General features: G+C 73.1%; 17 protein-coding genes and 1 pseudogene. 12 read left to right on the top strand and 6 right to left on the bottom strand.

What is annotated here, in order from left to right; all coding sequences use genetic code 11:
* Positions 1-20 precede the first annotated feature (20 nt).
* Both OG937_07820 and OG937_07825 read right to left on the bottom strand, forming a co-directional pair.
* Positions 21-1,286 (bottom strand): nitric oxide synthase oxygenase, encoded by a 1,266-nt coding sequence (locus OG937_07820; protein ID WUD71606.1) that lies wholly within the window; start codon positions 1,284-1,286, stop codon positions 21-23.
* Between the two features lie 382 nt (positions 1,287-1,668).
* Positions 1,669-3,186 carry an FUSC family protein gene (locus tag OG937_07825; GenBank protein WUD71607.1) on the bottom strand — a complete coding sequence of 506 codons (1,518 nt, stop codon included), beginning with the start codon at positions 3,184-3,186 and terminating at the stop codon, positions 1,669-1,671.
* A 369-nt stretch (positions 3,187-3,555) separates the two neighbouring features.
* On the opposite strand from OG937_07825, the gene OG937_07830 reads away from it, so the two are divergent.
* The 5 genes from OG937_07830 to OG937_07850 are packed head-to-tail and all read left to right on the top strand — an operon-like array spanning position 3,556 to position 8,469.
* Positions 3,556-4,083, top strand: a complete 528-nt coding sequence (locus OG937_07830; protein WUD71608.1) for a (2Fe-2S)-binding protein — start codon at positions 3,556-3,558, stop codon at positions 4,081-4,083.
* Positions 4,070-5,059: a xanthine dehydrogenase family protein subunit M gene (locus tag OG937_07835; protein WUD71609.1), complete on the top strand. Its 990-nt coding sequence runs from the start codon at positions 4,070-4,072 to the stop codon at positions 5,057-5,059. Before OG937_07830 ends, OG937_07835 begins: the two co-directional genes overlap by 14 nt.
* Complete coding sequence (locus tag OG937_07840; GenBank protein WUD71610.1) at positions 5,056-7,263, top strand: xanthine dehydrogenase family protein molybdopterin-binding subunit; 2,208 nt, start codon at positions 5,056-5,058, stop codon at positions 7,261-7,263. Before OG937_07835 ends, OG937_07840 begins: the two co-directional genes overlap by 4 nt.
* Before the next feature lie 20 nt (positions 7,264-7,283).
* On the top strand, positions 7,284-7,772 hold the full coding sequence (locus OG937_07845) for an Lrp/AsnC family transcriptional regulator (protein WUD71611.1): 489 nt from the start codon (positions 7,284-7,286) through the stop codon (positions 7,770-7,772).
* Positions 7,773-7,797: 25 nt separating this feature from the next.
* Positions 7,798-8,469, top strand: a complete 672-nt coding sequence (locus tag OG937_07850) for an HAD family phosphatase (GenBank protein ID WUD71612.1) — start codon at positions 7,798-7,800, stop codon at positions 8,467-8,469.
* A gap of 320 nt (positions 8,470-8,789) precedes the next feature.
* Here OG937_07850 and OG937_07855 read toward each other — a convergent pair whose 3' ends face one another.
* Entirely contained in the window at positions 8,790-9,083 is a 294-nt protein-coding gene (locus OG937_07855) for a hypothetical protein (protein ID WUD71613.1), read from the bottom strand.
* 290 nt (positions 9,084-9,373) lie between these two features.
* Between OG937_07855 and OG937_07860 the strand changes: the two genes are divergently transcribed.
* Positions 9,374-12,643, top strand: a complete 3,270-nt coding sequence (locus tag OG937_07860; protein WUD71614.1) for a tetratricopeptide repeat protein — start codon at positions 9,374-9,376, stop codon at positions 12,641-12,643.
* A gap of 136 nt (positions 12,644-12,779) precedes the next feature.
* Here OG937_07860 and OG937_07865 read toward each other — a convergent pair whose 3' ends face one another.
* Complete coding sequence (locus OG937_07865; GenBank protein WUD71615.1) at positions 12,780-13,202, bottom strand: secondary thiamine-phosphate synthase enzyme YjbQ; 423 nt, start codon at positions 13,200-13,202, stop codon at positions 12,780-12,782.
* A gap of 371 nt (positions 13,203-13,573) precedes the next feature.
* Between OG937_07865 and OG937_07870 the strand changes: the two are divergent.
* The 3 genes and pseudogenes from OG937_07870 to OG937_07880 all read left to right on the top strand — a co-directional run bounded on the left by OG937_07870 (position 13,574) and on the right by OG937_07880 (position 15,734).
* Positions 13,574-14,011, top strand: a pseudogene (locus OG937_07870) (LLM class flavin-dependent oxidoreductase).
* Positions 14,012-14,145: 134 nt separating this feature from the next.
* Positions 14,146-14,601: a hypothetical protein gene (locus OG937_07875; GenBank protein ID WUD71616.1), complete on the top strand. Its 456-nt coding sequence runs from the start codon at positions 14,146-14,148 to the stop codon at positions 14,599-14,601.
* 11 nt (positions 14,602-14,612) lie between these two features.
* The gene (locus tag OG937_07880; GenBank protein ID WUD71617.1) at positions 14,613-15,734 is read left to right on the top strand and encodes an NAD(P)/FAD-dependent oxidoreductase; all 1,122 of its coding nucleotides are present in this window, start codon (positions 14,613-14,615) and stop codon (positions 15,732-15,734) included.
* Positions 15,735-15,853: 119 nt separating this feature from the next.
* Here OG937_07880 and OG937_07885 read toward each other — a convergent pair whose 3' ends face one another.
* Together OG937_07885 and OG937_07890 are read right to left on the bottom strand one after the other, a co-directional pair.
* Positions 15,854-16,879, bottom strand: a complete 1,026-nt coding sequence (locus OG937_07885; protein ID WUD78666.1) for a LacI family transcriptional regulator — start codon at positions 16,877-16,879, stop codon at positions 15,854-15,856.
* Positions 16,880-17,057: 178 nt separating this feature from the next.
* Positions 17,058-17,378, bottom strand: coding sequence for an L-rhamnose mutarotase (locus OG937_07890; protein WUD71618.1), 321 nt, complete (start codon positions 17,376-17,378; stop codon positions 17,058-17,060).
* 187 nt (positions 17,379-17,565) lie between these two features.
* Here OG937_07890 and OG937_07895 point away from each other — a divergent pair, with 187 nt between their 5' ends.
* The 3 genes from OG937_07895 to OG937_07905 are packed head-to-tail and all read left to right on the top strand — an operon-like array spanning position 17,566 to position 20,497.
* A complete protein-coding gene (locus tag OG937_07895) occupies positions 17,566-18,330 on the top strand; it encodes a (Fe-S)-binding protein (GenBank protein WUD71619.1) in 765 nt (254 codons plus the stop codon).
* The gene (locus tag OG937_07900; protein WUD71620.1) at positions 18,327-19,853 is read left to right on the top strand and encodes a LutB/LldF family L-lactate oxidation iron-sulfur protein; all 1,527 of its coding nucleotides are present in this window, start codon (positions 18,327-18,329) and stop codon (positions 19,851-19,853) included. The genes OG937_07895 and OG937_07900 overlap by 4 nt, the downstream gene beginning before the upstream one ends.
* Positions 19,850-20,497, top strand: a complete 648-nt coding sequence (locus OG937_07905) for an LUD domain-containing protein (protein WUD71621.1) — start codon at positions 19,850-19,852, stop codon at positions 20,495-20,497. The genes OG937_07900 and OG937_07905 overlap by 4 nt, the downstream gene beginning before the upstream one ends.
* Positions 20,498-20,501 lie beyond the last annotated feature (4 nt).

The raw sequence follows: 20,501 nt of genomic DNA on the forward strand, positions 1-20,501 counted from the left end.
AACCGATCCCGTTGCCCCCGTCACACCAGCGTCTCTCCGCGGGCGAGGGCGAGCGACTCGGGGTGGTGGACGTAGGCGGGGGTCAGGTCGCCGGTGTCGTAGTAGCGGTGGAAGACGCCGGTGGCCGAGCCGGAGATGGGCGGCACGATCCACGACCAGTCGGCGGGCACGGGGCGGCCCTTGCGCTCCTCCCGTTCGATGTGGGCGAGGAAGCGCCGGGATTCGGTGTGGTGGTCGGTGATGGTGGCGCCGACGCGGTCGAAGGAGTGCAGCACGGCCCGGTTGAGCTCGACCAGGGCCCGGTCGCGCCAGAGCGAGCGGTCGCTGCCGGTGTCCAGGCCGAGGCGGTCGGCGAAGCGCGGCAGGAGGTCGTAGCGGTCGGTGTCGGCGAAGTTGCGGGCGCCTATCTCGGTGCCCATGTACCAGCCGTTGAAGGGCGCCGCCGGGTAGCAGACGCCGCCGATCTCCAGGCACATGGAGGAGATCGCCGGGACGGCGTGCCAGCGCAGGCCCCACTCCGCGAGCCAGTCGAACTCCGGGTGCACGATCGGCACCTCCAGGACCGCGTCGGCCGGCAGCGGGAAGTGGCGCGGCGGTTCGGCTCCGCCCTGCACGACCAGCGGCAGGACGTCGAAGGGCGTGCCGGGGCCGCCGGACCAGCCGAGCCGCCGGGCCACCTCGGTGATGCCGGTGTTGCCGGGGTCGCCGAGCACGGCGCCGTCGGGCCGGGGGTAGCCGGCGTAGCGGATGAGCTGGTCGTTCCAGATCCTCGGGCCGGGGCGGTCCGGGGTGTCCGGGGCGAAGACGGTGATGACCGGGCGGATCCGCCCGCCGTTGGTCGCGACCCTCAGGTGGGCGGCGGCCTCCAGGGCCACCCCGCGCGCGGTGGCGACGTGGCGGCGGTCGCGGACCTGCAGGGAGTTCCAGTACAGGCGCCCTATGCAGCGGTTGCTGTTGCGCCAGGCGACGCGCGCGCCGAAGACGAGCTCCTCGTGGGTGTGCCGGTAGGTGCCCGTCGCGTCGATCTCGGCGAGCACCGCGGCGAGCCGCTGCTGCGGGTCGCCGGCGGCGCCGGGCAGCTCGTGGTGGTACTGCCGCAGGAAGTCCGTGGCCAGCGCGCGGACGTCCACGTCCTTGTGCGGGACGGCCGGAGGGGCGCCCTGACCGGCCGCGCCGTCGACGGGGCAGGCGGCCGCCGCGTCCTCGGGACGCCGCGCCTCGGCGTCCTCTTCGGCCGCCTGGGGGTGTCCCGCCGGGCACCCGGCCAGCGGCTCCGGGCCGTCCATCCGCGCGTGCTCCGCCGGGGGCGGCACGCGGCCCGGCCCGGTACGCCGTTCGTTCTTCCCCCCGGTACGGCGCAGAAATCTCAGCACACCTGGCACCCCCAAGACCGCCCTGTGCGAACCGTTTGCCGCACGGTCCGCGGATACGGCACGAGACTGGATTCGGTCTCACCGCTTGTCCGGAGTCAGTCATCCTGGCACGCCGCGCCGAACAGGGCTCAGAATCAGGTGAATTGACACATCACGACGCAGGTTGGACGCAATCCGGTCACGTGGCGACCGTGACCGGTCCCGATCCGCCCGGGGGCGCACACGAACCCGGCACGCACGCCCGGCGCCGCCGATGGGCCTCCGCGCGGCAGGGGCGCGCCCCTGCCGCGCGTGCTCAGACGGGCTCCCCGGCCCGCGTGGAACGCGCGGGGGCGCCGAGGGGGGCGGCCAGGCCGGTGAGGGCCGTCTCGAGGCTGCGCAGGTGCTCCAGGGCCCGGTCGGCGTGCGGGTGCGGGCCCGCGGCTTCCCCGGTGGCCGTTCCGGGCGCCGGGGTGCCGCTCCCGGCCGTGCCCGGGGGCACCAGGCGCCGGACGGCGATCTCGACCCGGTGGCAGGCCGCCGTGAGGCGCTCGTCGTGGCAGGCGTACGGGTCGGCCACGACCTCCGCGAGGCCGCGGACCTGACGGGCGCACTCGTCGAGCAGGGCGAGGACGGTACGGGCCCGGGCCTTGCGGTGCCGCATCGGGCTGAGCGGGTGCACCAGCGGGGCGACGGCGGCCCGCACCCGTTCCAGGAGGACGTCGAGCTCCGCCACGTGGCGGGCCAGGTCGTCGCCCGGGCCGCCGGCGAGGTGACGGGCGGCCTCGCCGGTGAAGTCGTGGACCGCGTGCAGCGCGCGGCGGATCCAGGCGTCGGTCGCCGCGTGCGTGGTCACCGGCAGCACCACCAGGACCGCGACGGCCGCGCCCAGGGCGCCGACGGCGGTCTCCCCCAGCCGCAGCCCCAGCAGCCCGGGGTGGAGGATGCCGAGCAGGCCGTAGAGCAGCCCCGCCATCACCGTCACGAAGAACATCATCCAGCTGTACGAGACCGGGGCGGTGTAGAAGATCCCGAAGACGCAGACGGCGACCAGCGCGGCGGTCGGCGCGGGCGCCCCGTGCAGCGGGAGCGCCACCGCGAGCCCGGCGACGATGCCGGTGACGGTGCCCAGGACGCGGCGGAAGCCCCGCACGAGGGTCTCGCCCCGCGAGGCGGTGTTCACGAAGATCCACCAGGCGGTGCCGACCGCCCAGTACCAGCGGTCCTCGGACAGCGCCTGGCCCACCGCCACCGCGATCCCGCCCGCGAGCACCGCCTGGAACGCCTGCCGGGTCGTCGGGCGGCGCAGCCCCCGGGGCTGGGGCAGGACGACGGCGGGCGCCGGAACGGCCCCCCGCTCGTAGCACCACAGGCCGAAGCGGACGAGGGCGGCGCAGCCCAGCCCGAGGCCCACGGCCCCGTACAGCTCCGGCAGCAGTCCCGGACCGGCCCGGAGGAACTGGGCGATGAAGAACATCATGAACGCGAAGACGCCCAGGGCGTGGCCGCGCGCCCCCCAGCGCCGGGCGTAGACCCCGGCGAAGACCACCGCGAGGAAGGCCGCGTCCCGTGCGCCCGGGTGGGGATGCAGACAGGCGGCCAGCCCGAGGACGGGGAAGCCCACCACGGGCATCAGCGCGGTCGTCGCGGCCTGCCGGGCCGGCCCGGGGTCGGCGACGACGAACAGCGCCAGCAGCGCGGCCAGACCGCCGACCACGACGGCGGGCAGCGGCAGCCCGGCCGCCGCCACGGCGGCGACCGCCCCCGCGATGCCCAGGACCGCGCGCGAGGCGCCGCGCAGCCGCGCGCGCCCCGGGTCCGGTGCGATGAACATGCGCCTCACCACGTGCCCGCCCTGCCCCCTCGTTCGTGCCGCGGTGCGTGTCCGCGCATGGAAAAGGCGCTGCGGGGCCTCGTACCTCCCGCAACGCCAGCGTCGCCTCCAGGAAAACATCCTCAGGGCCCTTGGCTCAAGCGAGCCCCGTTCCACTGGGCCATTGGCCCGGCCGTCGATCGCGCGGCCAGGGCGGCGCCGGACCACTGGCCCATGCCGAAACGCCCATTCAGCGTATATTGAGGTGAAAGGCGGACGTATTGACGCGAAAAGTCGATCCCGCCTTTTAACGGCGCCTGACGAACCAACTCACCGGATCCGCCCCAGGAGGGGCTCGAGTCGTACCCGACCCGTCCGGAGGAGGACGCGATGAGGGACGTGGCGAGCGAGCGGGACGTGGACCGTCCCGGAACCATCGAGCGGGTCGTGACACTCGACGTCAACGGCCGGTCGTACACCCTTCGCCTGGACACCCGGGTCACGCTGCTGGACGCGCTGCGCGACCGGCTGGGCCTGACGGGCACGAAGAAGGGCTGTGACCAGGGAGCCTGCGGCGCGTGCACGGTCCATCTCGACGGCAGGAGAGTGCTGGCCTGCCTGACACTGGCCGCCCAGGCCGAGGGCCGGGCGATCACCACCATCGAGGGCGTCGGCGGCGCGGACGGACCGCACCCGGTGCAGCGGGCCTTCATGGACCACGACGGCTTCCAGTGCGGCTTCTGCACCCCCGGCCAGATCATGTCCGCGGTGGCGCTGATGGCCGAGGGCAGGACCGGCTCCGACGAGGAGATCCGGGAGTTCATGAGCGGCAACCTGTGCCGCTGCGGCGCCTATCCCAACATCGTGGCCGCGATCCGCGAGGCGGCGTCCGGGGGAGGTTACGATGCGCACCTTTGAGTACGTGCGGGCGACCGACACCCAGGAGGTCGTACGGCTGCTGGCGGAGGACCCGTCGGCGTCCTGCCTCGCGGGCGGCACGACCCAGCTGGACCTGATGAAGGACGGGGTCCTGGAGCCGCCGACGCTGATCGACATCACCCGGCTCCCGCTGCACGGCATCGAGCGGCGCGGCGAGTCGCTCCACGTCGGGGCGCTGGCCACGATGGAGGAGCTGGCCGCCGACGCCACGGTCGCCGAGCGGCTGCCCGTGGTGCGCGAGGCCCTCCTGATGGGCGCCTCGGTGCAATTGCGGAACATGGCCACCATCGGCGGCAACCTGCTGCAGCGCACCCGCTGCCGCTACTTCCGCGACCCCATGGTGCTCGAGTGCAACAAGCGCGCACCGGGCACGGGCTGCGCGGCCGTGCAGGGCGCGGCCAGGATGCACGCGGTGCTCGGCGTGAACGAGAACTGCATCGCGCTGCACGCCTCCGACCTCGCCGTCGCCCTGGTGGCGCTCGACGCGGTCGTGCACGTCCAGGGGCTGTCGGGCCGGCGCAGCGTCCCCCTCACGGAGTTCTACGTCACGGCCGACGAGAGTCCGGAACGGGAGAACGTCCTGGAGCACGCCGAGCTGATCACCGAGGTCGAGATCCCGCTCCCGCCGCCGTCCGCCCGCTCGGGTTACCTCAAGGTCCGCGACCGGATGTCGTACGAGTTCGCCCTGACCTCGGCCGCGGTGGTGCTCGTCGTGGAGGACGGCACGATCCGTCAGGCCCGGGTCGGGCTGGGCGGAGTGGGCTCGAAACCCTGGCGGGCCTACGAGGCCGAGCACGTGCTGACGGGCGCTCCGGCCACGTCGGCCACCTTCCTGGACGCGTCCGAGGCGACGATGCGCGACGCCTGGACCGTGCCCGGCACGGCGTTCAAGGTGCCGTTGGCCCGCCGGACCCTCGTCCGCGAGCTGCAGACAGTGTCAGGAGTGACGGCATGAGCACGGTCGAGAGCAGGCCGTTGGTCGGTGCGGGCGTCAACCGGGTCGACGGACCGCGCAAGGTCACCGGCGCCGCGCCCTACCCGATGGACTTCAACGTCCACGGCCAGGCCTACGGCGCCCTGGTGCAGAGCACCATCGCCGCGGGCCGGATCGTCCGCATGGACACCGAGGAGGCCGAACGCTCCCCCGGTGTGATCGCGGTGCTCACCCACGAGAACGCCCCGCAGGTCGGCGCCGGCCCCACCACGGTGCTCGGGCAGGCGCCGCCCGCCCCGCTGCGCAACGACCGGATCATGCACCACGGGCAGCACATCGCCTTCGTGGTGGCCGAGACGCCGGAGCAGGCCGCCGCCGCGGCGCGGCTGGTGCACGCCGAGTACGAGGCCGGCGAGCCGCTGCTGGACCTGCAGGACCCGAGGGCGCAGCATGTGGTCGACCCGTGGAAGTTGGACCACTCGCGCGGCGACGTGGCCGCCGCCCTGGAGGCCGCCGACGTCATCGTGCGCGGCACGTACCTCACGGCGGACAACACCAACAACCCGCTCGGGCTGTTCGCCACGCTTGCCGTGTGGGAGGAGGACACCCTCACCGTCCACGACACCAGCCAGTGGCCGTCGATGGTGCGCACCACCTTGTCCATGGTCTTCGGCATCCCCGAGAGTTCGGTGCGGGTGCTGGTGCCCTACGTCGGCGGCGGCTTCGGCGCCGGGCTGCGGGCGTGGCCGCACGTGATCCTCACCGCCATGGCCGCCCGGTCGACCAAGCGTCCGGTCAAGCTCGTGCTGACCCGGCCGCAGATGTTCACCTCCGTCGGGCACCGTCCCAGCGGTGTGCAGTGGCTCAGCATGGGCGCCACGCGCGACGGCGAACTGGTCGCCCTCGACCACCGCAGCCTGAGCTCGCTGAGCATGGAGGACAACGACTTCGAGCCGTTCTCCCACGGAACCTCGTTCGCCTACCGGTGCCCGAACGTGATCACCCGGGACCAGCAGGCCAAGCTCAACATCGCCGTACCGACGTCGATGCGCGCCCCGGCCGAGGCGCAGGGCTGCTTCGCGCTGGAGTCGGCCCTCGACGAGCTGGCGTACACCCTGCGCATCGACCCGCTGGAGCTTCGGATCCGCAACCACACCGAGGTCGACCCGCGCAACGGGCTGCCCTGGTCCGGGAAGGCGATCCTGGAGTGCTACGAGGCCGGCTCGCGGCGCTTCGGCTGGGCCGACCGGAACCCGGAGCCGCGGTCCATGCGCGACGGCAACTGGCTCGTCGGCTACGGCATGGCGAGCGCGATGTTCCCGTACTTCGCGACGCCGTGCATGGCCGAGGCGACCGTCAACCGCGACGGCAGCGCGTTCGTGCGCAGCGCGGCGACCGACATCGGCACCGGCACGTACACCGTGATGGCGCAGCTGTCCGCCGAGGAACTGGGCCTGCCCCTGGAGAGGGTCCGTTTCGACCTCGGCGACTCCGACATGCCCGACTCGATGATGGCGGGCGGCTCCGGTCTGACCGGCGCGCTCGGCAACGCCGTTCACGATGCCTGCCGCAAACTCGTGGGCCTGTTCGCGGACCTCGCGCGCGGGGACGCCGACTCCCCGCTGCTGGGCGCCTCCCCCGAGGACGTCGAGGCCTCCGGCGGCCGGGTGCACCTGGTGGGCCGCCCGGACCGCGGGGAGTCGTACGCGGACATCCTCTCCCGGCACGGGCTGCCCCAGCTGACGGCGACCGGGAGCAGCACACCTCCGGACCCGGCCACCATCGGCATGTCCATGGCCGGGGCCTACGGCGCGAAGTTCGTGGAGGTACGCGTCGACGCCGACCTCGGCCTCGTCCGGGTCGCCCGGGTGGTGTCCGCGATCGACGGCGGCCGCATCCTCAACGAGAAGACCGCCAGGAGCCAGATCATCGGCGGTACGGTCGGCGGGATCGGCATGGCCCTGTTCGAGGACACGGTCACCGACCCGCGCACCGGCCGCATCGCCAACGGGAACTTCGCCGACTACCTCGTCGCCGTGAACGCCGACATCCCGGAGCTGGACGTGGTCTTCGTCGGTGAGCCCGACCGCGGCACACCGACCGGCACCAAGGGCGTCGGCGAGGTCGGCCTGGTCGGCATCGCACCCGCCATCGCCAACGCCGTCTACCACGCCACCGGAAAGCGCATCCGCGAACTGCCGATCACCATCGACGCCCTCCTCTGAGCGGCGCGAGGCAGCGCCCCGTGCCCGCCGACGAGCTGGACGCCCGCATCCTGGCGCTGCTGCTGGAACAGCCGCGCACCAGCGTCCGCGAGTACGCCCGCATCCTGGGTGTGGCGCGCGGGACCCTGCAGGCGCGGCTCGACCGGCTGGAACGGGACGGGGTGATCACCGGGTACGGCCCGCGCCTGTCGCCCGAGGCCCTGGGGTACCGGGTGCTGGCCTTCGTCCACCTGGAGGTGACCCAGGGCCATCTGGACGCCACGGGCGCGGCCCTGGCCGCCGTGCCCGAGATCATCGAGGCGTTCTCGATCACCGGCGGCGGCGACCTGCTCACCCGGGTGGTCGCCCGGGACGCCGCGCACCTGGAGGACGTGATCCAGCGTCTGGTCCAGGTGCCGGGTGTGGTGCGCACCCGCACGGAGGTCGCGCTGCGCGAGCGGGTGCCGCAGCGGATGCTGCCGCTGGTACGGGAGGTCGGCCGGGACGCCGCGGCCGGGCGCACGCCTTGATCGCCGGCTTGGCATGCTGGGAGGCATGACGCTCCCCGCGGTGATATTCGACCTCGACGGCACCCTCGTGGACAGCGAGCCCAACTACTTCGAGGCGGGCCGCCGGCTGCTGGCCGCGCACGGCGTGGACGACTTCACCTGGGAGCAGCACCGGCGCTTCATCGGCATCGGCACCAAGGAGACGCTGGAGACCCTCCGCGAGGAGTACGGCCTGTCGGCGTCCGTCCAGGAACTGCTGGACGGCAAGAACCGGCTCTACCTGGAGCTGGCCCGCGGGGCCACCGACGTGTTCCCGCGGATGCGCGCGTTCGTCGAGCTGCTGGCGAAGGCCGGGCACCCCATGGCGGTGGCCTCGGGCTCGTCGCGCGAGGCGATCCGGGCGGTGCTGGCGGGCACCGGGCTGGACGCCCGGCTGACGACCGTGGTCTCGGCGGAGGAGGTCGACCGCGGCAAGCCCGCCCCGGACGTGTTCCTGGAGGCGGCGGCCCGGCTCGGCGTGGACCCGGCGGACTGCGTGGTCGTCGAGGACGCGCCGCCCGGCGCGGAAGCGGCGCACCGGGCGGGCATGCGGTGCGTCGCCGTCCCCTACCTGGCCGTGCAGGCCGACGACCCCGCCTTCGCGACGGCCGGTCTGCTGGTGCGCGGGGGGCAGGACGCCTTCGACGCCCGGGCGGTCATGGACTGGCTGACGGGCTGACGGGCCGACGGGCCGACGACGTCCGCGGCGGCCGGGGCAGGCGGCAGAAGGAGGCCCGTGAGGCTCGACGTCGGCCTCAACCGGTGCCAGGGGCAAGCGCAGTGCGCCTTCCTCACCGGGCGCCACGAGGACGGCGCCCACCCGATCAGCAGGTACCGCGAGTTCCGGGCACCGCTCCACGGCCCGCGGATCCACGGCAACGGGCGACGGGCCGATGTGGCCGCTGGAGCTGATCACCGACCCCGCGGGGCGTGCTGCTGCAGCACCCGGCCTGACGCGCCCGGCAGTAGCGCGGTCAGCCCCCGGGTGAACGCGATGTCCTACGTGTCGTCGTCCACGACCGGCGCCCCACTCGTCGTACGGGCGAGCAACGAGTCGTGCCGTGTCCGGCGCTCCGCGCGGAGCACGGCACGGGCCGCCGCGAGGATCTCCTCGTCCGTCTCCACCCTGGAGCTTGTGAGGACCTGGAGCAGCCGGCTCCGCCAGACGTCGGGGTCTGTCTCGTGGGCGTCCAGCACCCGTACGCCGTAGCCGGCGCTCATGGTGGTGCCGCCGCCCCCGCTCAACCGTCGCCGGATCTCGTCCCTCAGCGCAGCGTGGAGGTCGTGAACCACTCCGCGCGAAGTGTCCGTAAGTCCGGCCGCCGCCCCTGTGGCCAACGCGGTGACCACCAAATCCACTCCGGTCATTCCGACCCCCTGCGGTTGTGCGGATTGTGCGATGTCATGTCCGTCACCATGACCGGGCGTGCTGCAATGCCGATGAAATTCCGATGATGTACGGCAGGGGAGGCTTGGAGATGGGCGGGGGATCTCCTCAACGGCTTCGGATCGAGGTGCTCGGGCCACTACGGGCCTGGCGGAACGGAAGACCGCTGGATCTGGGCCCCGTCAAGCGACAGGCCGTGCTGGCCGCGTTGCTGCTCCGTCAGGGCACCGTCGTGAGCCATGAGCAACTGCTCGACGGAGTGTGGGGCCTGGAACCGCCCGCATCCGGTCACAAGGTGCTGGCCAGCCATGTGAACCCGCTGCGCAGGGCACTCGACACCGAGGGCACCCCGCATACGGAGTCGGTGATCCTCAGCGGCAAGGGCTGGTACCGCGTCGCCGCCGAGGACGTCCGGCTCGATGTGGCGGACCTGGGCGAGCGGGGCGACGAGGCACTGCGGACCAAGGCGGCCGGTGACCTGACCGCCGCGACGGACCAACTGTCCGCGGCGCTCGCGCTGTTCCGGGGCGAGCCGCTGGCCAACCTGCCGGGACCGTTCGCGCACTCCGAGCGCGACCGACTGCTCGAGCGCAGGCGAACGCTGCGGCTGGCTCGGCTCGAGAGTCTGGTTCTGCTCCGCAGGTTCGGCGATGCCCTGGACGACCTCGCCGCGCAGTCCGCGTCCGATCGGTACGACGAGTCGCTGTTGGCGCTGCGCATGCGGGCCCTGTACGGCTGCGAACGTCAGGCCGAGGCGCTGAACGCCTACCAGAACATGCGCGTGCGCCTGCGCGACGAGCTCGGAGTCGATCCCGGTGAGGAGCTGCGCCGGGTGTACGAGACCGTCCTGCGCCAGGACGACGTCTGCCTCCTCGGTCCGACGCCTCCTGCCGTGCCGAGGCCGTCCGAACTCACCCTCCTGAATGATCCGGCCGCAGCCGCACCGAGACGACCGGGGTCACAGGCGCGGTCCGTCCACCCGTCGCGCGACCTCGCGCCGTTGGTGCCGGCCGAGTTGCCGCACGGCACTGCGGGATTCACCGGCCGCAGCGGAGAACTCGCCCGACTGCACGCGCTGCTTCCGCCGGAGCACGGCCGGGCGCCGGGGAACACGGTGGTCATCTCCGCCATCGGTGGCGCCGCCGGTATCGGCAAAACGGCTCTGGCGGTGCACTGGGCACACCAGGTACGTGATCGCTTCCCCGACGGTCAGCTGTACGTGAACCTGCACGGCTTCGACCACGACCGGCCGCCGCTGAAGTCCGGCGAAGCCCTGGAGCTCCTGCTCCGCAGCCTGGGGCTCGGGGCGTCGGAGATCCCCCTGAACGGCGAGGCGCAGGCACGCGTGTACCGGACCCTGCTGGCCGGCAGACGCCTGCTCATCCTGCTGGACAACGCGGCATCGGCGGAACAGGTCCGCGCTCTGCTCCCGGGCAGCCCGTCCTGCTGCGTCGTCGTCACCAGCCGCAACCGGCTCGGCGACCTTGTCGCCCGCGACGGCGCACACGCCCTGCCCCTGGACCTCCTCCAGCCGGCCGAGGCCCGCGCGCTGCTGAGCCGGACGCTCGGAGCCGACCGCCTCTCCGCCGAACCGCACGCGGCCGACGAACTGATCCGGCTGTGCGGCAGACTTCCGCTGGCACTGCGCGTGGCCGCCGCCCGGCTGGCGGGCGATCCGGGCCTGCGCCTGGCCGACCTGGTCACCGAAATGTCCGAGGGCAACCGGTTGGGCGCACTGGAACCGGATGACGACGCCTCACCCCTGCGGACGGCCTTCTCCGCGTCGTACGGGGTTCTCATGCCCACCGCACGCAGGCTGTTCCGCCTGCTCGGCCTCTTCCCCGGGCCGGATTTCACCGCCGAGGTCGCGGCAGCACTCCTGGACGCACCGCTGCCGCACGCCAGACGCCTGCTCAGCGCCTTGGCCGCGGCCCACCTGATCGAAGCCGCGACGGCGGGCCGATACCTCTTCCACGATCTCCTCCGCGAGTACGCGAGGGAGCGCGCGCAGGTGGAGGAGGCCGTCGCGGATCGTGAGGCGGCATTGAAGCGGGTCCTGATCTGGTACCTGAGCGCCGCTCGCGCCACCGGGGGAAGCTGGCTCTTCCCAGAGCTGCCCCACGACCTCGTCCCCGGCGATCCGTCAACCGTTCCCTCCGTCACCGGAGCCGGACGATGGCTGGAGACGGAGCGGGCGAACCTGCTCGCCGTCATCAACCACGCCGGCCGCCACGGTCCCCGCGCCGTCGCCTGGCACCTGGCCAACGCGCTCTTCGGGTACTTCTGGCTCCATCTGCCGCGGTCGACGTGGCAGGCCACCGCACAGGCGGCCCTCGACGCGGCCGTGGCCGAAGGCGACCTGTTCGGCCAGGCGGCCATGCACAGCAGCCTCGGACTGCTCACGTCGGACCGGGGCTACGGCAGACAGGCGATGGATCACCACACACGCGTACACGAGATCAGTCGGGGACTCGGCTGGGCGGCGGGCGAGGCAGCGGGTCTCGGCGGCATGGCCCAGGCGGAATGGGGGATGGCACGTCTCGACAGCGCGCGCGAGCACGTCACCACCGGTTTGCGGATCGCCCGTGAAGCCGGAAACCTCCACCTCGAAGCACTGGGCCTGGTAGTCCTCGGTGTGACCTGCCGGGATCTGGGCAGCCTGCGTGAGGCCGCAGACCACCTCGAATCGGCCATCGTGCGCATCGGGGAGATCGGCTGGTCCGACCACAGTCTGGCCCTGCAGAATCTGGGCTTGGTGTACTGGGAACTAGGCCGTCTGGCCGACGGCCTTGATGCCCTCGGTCCCGAGGTCACCCTCAGCAGGAAGGGTGGTTACCGCAACGACCGCGCCATGATGCTGGACGCCGTCGCGAGGATCAACCTCGAACTCGGTCACCACGACGAGGCGCTGGAACAGGCGGAGCGTGCCTTCGCCATGGGCAAGGGCAGAGGGCGGCGCTGGATTCAGGCCGCGCTCCTCAACACGATCGCCGCTGCCCACCGAAAGCTGGCGCGGCTCGACCGATCACTGCGGGCCGGCGAACAGGCTCTCACCTTGGCCCGCGAGTCGGGATACAGACGCACCGAAGCGGACTGCATCCTGGGGCTCTCCCTGACACACCATCAGCTGGGCCGCCACGAGGATGCGCGCAGCTTGGCGCGGCAGGCGCTGGACCTGGCGCGCAACCACGGTTTTCGCGTGGTGGAGGGTCAGGCGCTGACCGTCATGGGGGAGCTGGCGGAGTCGGACGCGTCGTACGGCGCGGCGGTCACCCTCGGCCGCGAGGCTCTCGCCATACACCGCCGGACCGGCCACCGGCTGGGCGAGGCCCGCACCTTGGCGGCGCTCAGCCGCTCCCTCCGCAAGAACGGGGACGCCGCCGCCGGCTCCGCGAGACAGCAGGCGCTGGACGTCCTCTCCCGCGTAGGCGTACCGGCGGAGGAGTTCGGAGATCTCGACGGGTGACGCGTTGCCGTGACGGAACACCCTCGAACACGGGGCGCGGGTCTCTTGGCCGCACTCGGCATCGACGCGAGGGTCACCCGCCGGGCAAGGACATTCGATGCGACAGGACTGCGACGCTGCGGCTCCGCGATACGCATCATCCGAGGAAGCTCAGCCGGACCTGGCGCCGCGGGTTGTCGCGGTTGGTGTCGACCAGGACGACGGACTGCCAGGTGCCGAGCTCCAGCCGGCCGCCGATCACCGGGAGCGTGGCGTGCGGCGGGACGATCGCGGGCAGCACGTGGTCGCGGCCGTGGCCGGGGCTGCCGTGGCGGTGGCGCCAGCGGTCGTCGGCGGGGAGCAGGTCGTGGAGCGCGGCCAGCAGGTCGTCGTCGCTGCCCGCGCCGGTCTCGATGACGGCGATCCCGGCGGTGGCGTGCGGGACGAACACGTTGAGCAGCCCGTCGCGTCCGTGGGCGACGTCGTCGAGGAAGTCGGCGCAGGCGCCGGTCAGGTCGTGGACCGTCTCCCTGCTGCCGGTGGTGACGTCGAGGGTGCGGGTGGAGAAAGCGTCGGCCATGTGACCATGGTGGCCCACCCGAGAACCCGCCGCGTGGCGGGGGCGGCGCGGGCGTTCCGAGGGCCGAGACGCCGTTGAGGCCATGTGGACGGCCTGGCTGCGGTCGTGGACATGTCGCGTCCCGTTCTGCTCACCACGCGCGGTCACATCGACCTGTTGCGGGTGGCCTCCGCCGCCTGTCGCCGCGGCTGCTGACGCTTCCTCACCTCTTCGCGCGCCTTTCGCGCGCGCCGTTACCGTGCGCCTTTTCGCGCCCTCCCCGCACCGCCCCCGTCCGGGTTCCCGCGACGAGTCGTAGCGCCGGCGCCTGCGCCCGACCGGTTCCGCGGACGCGGCGGCGTGCGCGCCCGCTCACCGCCTCCCCGACGTGAGCCACGGCGGACCGGCTCCTGGACGACCTCGACGAGGACACGGTCGCCGCCGCACAGGAGGCCCTGGGGCGCAGCGAGTCGGTGGGTCGGCAGCGGATGCCGGCGCTGCACGGCGGCTCACGCGACGGGCTCGAGATCTCGCCGAACCTGTGGGCCGGGGTGGGCCTGGTGCGCGGCGAGGCCGGGACGGCGCTGGTCGGCAGCCACGCAGAGGTCGCCGACCGGATCGAGGAGTACCACGCCCTGGGGATCGACCACTTCGTGCTGTCGGGCTACCCGCACCTGGAGGAGGCGTACTGGTTCGGTGAGGGCGTCACGCCCGAACTGATCGCACGGGGGCTGCTCGAGAGGGCGCCCGCCGCGCCCCTCCCGGGCGTGCCGGCGGCTAACGGCCGGCCCGCGTCCGCGCCGGGCGGGGCGCCACTGCTGCTCTCCTGAGGCCGGTGAACGGCGCCGCACGACGGGGGCGGCTGTCCTGATTCGGGCGGCCGCCCACGATTGGTCTGGACCACTTGCCGTCCCTCGGGATAGGGTCGGCAGCGCCCGCCCGAGCGCCAGAGGGGGACCCCCACGTGTACGCACCGCACCGCGTCGCCGCGCTGGTCGACGTCTGCCTGCTGCCCGTCGGCCGGACCCACAGACCGCCGGAATGGCTCCGGCGCGGCCTGGAACGGGCCGGGGCGGTCACCGTCGACGTGCCGGCCGCGCTCAGCGGCCCCGCGGTCACCGAACTGCTGCGGGACGAGTTCGGCGAGGGCGCGGTCGTGATCAGCGAACCGCTGGACACCGACGAGGTCGTGGAGGGCTGGGGCGTACCGGGCGCGGCCGTCCTGGCCTGGCTCTCGGGCGTGGACCTGCTGCAGCTCGGGCCCCGTTGCGGGGCGGGCGTCCTGGAGGCCATCCGGACCGCGGCCACCCGCGCGGTCGCCGACGGCGACCTGCCGCTGTCCCGCCTGGAGGAGGCCGCCGCGCGGGTGGCCCGGCTGCGGCGCGAGGTGTCCGCGGGAAGCTTCCACGAACGCCCGTAGTTAGTGGAAACGTGAACCATGTGGATGTGGACGTCGCCGTCATCGGGGCCGGGCAGGCCGGGCTCTCGGGTGCGTACTTCCTGCGACGGAACGGCATGCGGCCGGACGAGGACTTCGTCGTCCTCGACCACTCCCCCGGCCCCGGCGGCGCCTGGCAGTTCCGCTGGCCGACGCTGACGTACGGCAGGGCGCACGGGGTGCACTCGCTGCCCGGCATGGAGCTGGAGGGCGCCGACCCCGACCGGCCGTCCGCCGAGGTCGTCGCCGAGTACTTCGACCGCTACGAGCGCACCTTCGACCTGCGGGTGCACCGCCCGGTCGACGTCTCCACGGTCCGCGAGGGCCCGGACGGGCGCCTGCTGGTCGAGTCCGACGCCGGCACGTGGGCTGCCCGCGCGCTGATCAACGCGACCGGGACCTGGGACCGGCCCTTCGTCCCCCGCTACCCGGGCCAGGAGGCCTTCCGCGGCCGCCAGCTGCACACGGCGGGGTACCGCGGGCGCGAGGAGTTCGCCGGGAAGCACGTGATCGTGGTCGGCGGCGGCACCTCGGCCGTCCAGCTGCTGATGGAGCTCCACGAGCCGGGTGGCGCGGCCGCGACGACCTGGGTGACCAGGCGGCCGCCCGCCTACCACACCGGCCCCTTCGGGGAGGATCAGGGACGGGCCGCGGTCGCGCTGGTCGAGGAACGCGTCAAGCACGGCCTTCCGCCCCAGAGCGTCGTCAGCGTGACGGGGCTGCCCATGACCGAGGCGATGGAGCGCGCCCGCGAGCGCGGCATCCTCGAACGCCTCCCCATGTTCGAGCGGATCACGCCGGACGGCGTGACCTGGGCGGACGGCCGCCACGTCACCGCCGACGTCATCCTGTGGGCCACCGGCTTCCGTGCCGCCCTCGACCACCTCGCCCCGCTGCGCCTGCGCGAGCCCGGCGGCGGCATCCGTCTGGAGGGGCTCACCCAGGTCGCCGCCGACCCGCGCGTCCACCTCATCGGCTACGGCCCCTCCGCGAGCACGATCGGCGCCAACCGGGCCGGCCGCAGCGCGGTCCGCGAGATCCGCGCCTACCTGCGGGGACGGGACCGCGCCCTGGACGCGGCCCGGACGCCGGAACCGGTGGCCGCTGCCGGCTGACGGCCCGGCCCGGCCCGACCCTGGAGTTCCGACCCGGCGAAGGTGCGTGGTTCCGGCGGAACGGATCGGCCCGAGGGCCGGGCACGACCCGACAGGGCCCGGCACCCTCCCCGGAGGGCTCAGCGGGCGGCGCGGCCGCTCTTGCCGAGGGTGGAGCCCCGAACGACGAGTTCGGGCTGGAAGACGATGCGCCGGTGCTCGTGCTCCTCCGCCGCGTCCCCGGTCTCCTCGATGAGCAGATCGGCGGCCGCGCGGCCCATCCGGTAAGCGGGCTGCCGCACGGACGTCAGCGGCACCGCCGCCGCCGCCGCGAACTCGATGTCGTCGTAACCGACCAGCGCGATCTCCTCCGGCACCGCGATGCCCGCCGCGTACAGCGCCTGCAGCACGCCCAGCGCGAGCAGGTCGTTGGCGCAGAAGACGGCGGTCGGGCGGTTGGCCATCCCCAGGAGCCGGGCGCCGGCGTCGCGTCCGGAGGGGACGTCCAGACGCTCCGCCTCGATGTGCGCCAGGGACTCGGCGGGGAGCCCGGCGGCGGCGAGCGCGTCCAGGGCGCCGGTGCGCCGGTCCTGGCACTGGGCGAGGTGCATCGGACCGCTCACGTAGACGATGCGTTCGTGGCCGCGTTCGATGAGGTGGTCGACCGCGAGGCGGCCGCCCTCGATGTCGTCCACGGACACCGAGCAGGCCTCGGCGCTCGGCACGACGCGATCCACGAAGACGAAGGGGATGCCGTGGCGCCGGAAGGAGGCGATGTTCCGGCCGCTGGTGTCCGCCGGCGTCACCAGGACGCCGCGCACCCGCTGCTCGGCGAAGAGCCCGAGGTAGTCGGCCTCCTCCGAAGGGCTCTCGCCGCTGTTGCAGAGCATGACGCCGAGCCCGGTCTCCCGGGCGGCCCGCTCGGCCCCGGAGGCGACGTCCACGAAGAAGGGGTTGGCCATGTCGAGCACGAGCAGCGCGATGATCCTGCTGCGGCCCGCCCTCAACTGCCGGGCGGACTCACTGCGCACGTAGCCCAGTTGCTCGATGACCGACAGCACCCGGGCACGCGTGTCCTCGGAGACCATGTCGGGCCGGTTGATCACGTTCGACACCGTGCCGACCGATACGCCCGCCTGCCGGGCGACGTCCTTGATCCCCACCATGCGTGTCACGAGCTCCGCCCTACCTCCTGCCGCCGGCCCGCCACAGGCCGCGGGTTCATGCTACGCATAGGTGACGGCGTCGGTGCCCACTGTGTCCGGCCGGCCGAACGGAAGCAGCGGAGCGGAACGGTGGCCTCCGGGGCGGGGCGGATCGTCCGCGCGGGCTACGGGCCCGACGTCACGCCAGGTGGAAGACCTCCGCGAGCGGCCGCATGGCCTCGTCGGGCCGGGCCCCGTCCAGCGCCTCGAAGAAGTCCGCCATCTCAGCCTGCCAGCGGGCGTTGACGTCGGTCGCCGCCATCGCCTCCTGTGCGGCCGCGAAGTCCTCGGTCTCCAGGTAGCCGACGAGCAGGCCGTCCTCACGGAGGAAGAGCGAGTAGTTGTGCCAGCCGGTGGCCGAGAGGGCGTCCAGCATCTCGGGCCAGACGGCTGCGTGACGCTCGCGGTACTCGGCGAGCCGGTCCTTCCGGACCTTCAACAGGAAACAGACGCGCTGCACGGTCGGCTCTGGCCTCTCGGGTCTGATATGAAAGGTTTCAATCGATGGCAGGGACGTTAGGACACCCCGACATGGCTCGTCAATGGCACCTTCTGCGGCGCGCAGACATCCGATCTCTGCCCCATAGTGCGGGGCGTATACGGCAGTATGGGCCCACGGGTGGCCGTGCCGACCGTGAGGAGGCCGCATGCGCGTAGCACTGTTCGTCACTTGCGTGAACGACACGCTGTACCCCGAGACGGGGAAGGCCGTCGTGACCCTGCTGGAGCGGCTGGGGGTGACCGTGGACTTCCCCGCCGCGCAGACCTGCTGCGGCCAGCCGCAGTTCAACACCGGCTACCGGCACGAGACGGAGCCCCTGGTCACCCGGTACGCCAAGGCCTTCGAGGGGTACGACTACATCGTCACCCCGTCCGGTTCCTGCGCCGCGATGGTGCGGGACAACTATCCCCGCATCGGCGACCGGGCCCGCGCGGAGGGGCGCGGCGAGGGCCTCGCCGCCGTCGCCGCGTCCGTCGTGCCGCGCACCTACGAGCTGACCGAGTTCCTCACGGACGTGCTCAAGGTGACGGACGTCGGCGCCTACTTCCCCTATCCCGTCACCTATCATCCGACCTGTCATGGCCTGAGGATGCTGGGGCTGGGCCGCCGCCCGGTGGAGCTGCTCAGCCATGTGAAGGGGCTGGAGCTGGTCGAATTGCCGGGCGCCGAGGAATGCTGCGGATTCGGCGGCACCTTCGCCGTCAAGAACGCGGCCGTGTCCGCGGCGATGGGCGCGGACAAGGCCCGCAACATCACCTCCACCGGCGCGCGCGCCGTGTGCACGGTGGACAACTCCTGCCTGATGCACATCGGCGGCACCCTCGCCCGGCTCGGCTCCGAGGTCCGTCCGGTCCACCTCGCCGAGATCCTCGCGTCGACCGAGGAGCAGCCCTACGGAGGCATCCGATGAGCGGCACCTACCTGGGCATGCCCGCCTTCCCCGTCGCCGCCGGCGAGGCCGTGCACAACACGACGCTGCGCGGCAACCTGCGGCACGCCACCCACACCATCCGGGACAAGCGGGCCCGCGCCGTCGCCGAACTCGACGACTGGCAGCAACTGCGGGCGGCGGGCAAGCAGATCAAGGACGACGTGCTGCGCCATCTCGACCACTACCTGGTGCGGTTGGAGGAGGCGGTCACCGCCGCCGGAGGCACCGTCCACTGGGCCGTCGACGCGGACGAGGCCAACCGGATCGTGACGGACCTGGTACGCGCCACCGGCGAGACCGAGGTCGTCAAGGTCAAGTCCATGGCGACCCAGGAGATCGGTCTCAACGAGGCGCTCGCCGAGGCCGGGATCTCCGCCTACGAGACGGACCTGGCCGAGCTGATCGTGCAGCTTGGCGACGACCTGCCGAGCCACATCCTGGTGCCCGCGATCCACCGCAACCGCTCCGAGATCCGCGACATCTTCAACGAGGCCATGGGCCGCTGGGGCCGTCCGGCGCCCGAGGGGCTCTCCGACTCCCCCGCCGAACTGGCCGAGGCCGCACGGCTCCACCTGCGGGAGAAGTTCCTGCGCGCCAAGGTCGGCATCTCGGGCGCCAACTTCATGATCGCCGAGACCGGCACCCTGGTCGTGGTGGAGTCCGAGGGCAACGGCCGCATGTGCCTGACGCTCCCCGAGACCCTGATCTCGGTGGTCGGCATCGAGAAGGTGCTGCCGAGCTGGCAGGACCTCGAGGTCTTCCTGCAGCTCCTGCCGCGCTCCTCCACGGCCGAGCGGATGAACCCGTACACGAGCACCTGGACCGGGACCACCGACGAGGACGGACCGCGCGCCTTCCACCTCGTCCTGGTCGACAACGGCCGCACCGACACCCTCGCCGACGAGGTGGGCCGGCAGGCCCTGCGCTGCATCCGCTGCTCGGCCTGCCTCAACGTCTGCCCCGTGTACGAGCGCGCCGGCGGGCATGCGTACGGGTCCGCCTACCCCGGGCCGATCGGCGCCATCCTCACCCCGCAGCTCCGCGGCATGGACACCGCGATCGACGCTTCGCTGCCGTACGCCTCGTCCCTCTGCGGCGCCTGCTACGAGGTGTGCCCGGTTGCCATCGACATCCCGGAGGTCCTCGTCCACCTGCGGGAACGCGTCGTGCAGGGCGGCGAGGTGACCCGGGCGGGCAACAGGGTGACGCTCAGGCCCGCCAAGGGCCACGCGGCCGAGCGGGCGGCCATGCGCGCGGCGCGCTGGACGCTGGACCACCCGGCCGCGCTGCGCGCCGGCCAGCGGCTGGCGTCGCGGACCCGCAGGTTCCACCCGAGCCGGCTGCCGGGTCCCGGGAAGGCGTGGACCGACACCCGGGACGTCCCGTCGGTGCCGGCGGAGTCCTTCCGCGACTGGTGGCGGCGCACCCGGGGACCGGGCACCGCCGGCGCCGGCAACAGCAGCGACAGCGGCAGCACCGAGAGCAGGGAGGGCACCAAGTGAGCACCCGTGAGCAGGTCCTGGGGCGGATCCGCCGCGCCCTCGCCGACGCGCCCCGCGGGACGGCACCGGCGCGCGGCGCGGTGGACCGTGACTACCTGCGCGTCCACGGACGGCGGGACGCCGCGCAGACCGCCGATCTGCTGGCCGAGAACCTCGCCGACTACCGTGCCATCGTCCACCGCGCCACCGGCGAGGAGCTGCCCGGCCGCCTCGCCGGCCTGCTGGCCGCGCGCGGCGCCCGCCGGGTCGTCGTCCCGCCCGGCCTTCCGGAGCGGTGGCTCTCGGCGGTGCAGGACGTGGAACGGGTGGCCGATTCCGCGGCGCTGACGGCCCGCGAACTGGACGCCGTCGACAGCGTCGTCACCGGTTGCGCGGTGGCGATCGCGGAGACCGGCACCATCGTGCTGGACGCCGGGCCCGACCAGGGGCGGCGCAGGATCACGCTCGTCCCGGACCACCACGTCGTCGTCGTGCGCGTCCCGGAGCAGGTCGTGGACTCGGTGCCGCAGGCGCTGGAACGGCTGGATCCCGTCCGGCCGTTGACGTGGATCTCCGGGCCCTCTGCCACCAGCGACATCGAACTGGACCGGGTGGAGGGCGTGCACGGGCCGCGCACCCTGGAGGTCGTGCTCGTGACGGACTGACCGC

Source organism: Streptomyces sp. NBC_00510 (assembly GCA_036013505.1).
Taxonomy (GTDB): Bacteria; Actinomycetota; Actinomycetes; order Streptomycetales; family Streptomycetaceae; genus Actinacidiphila.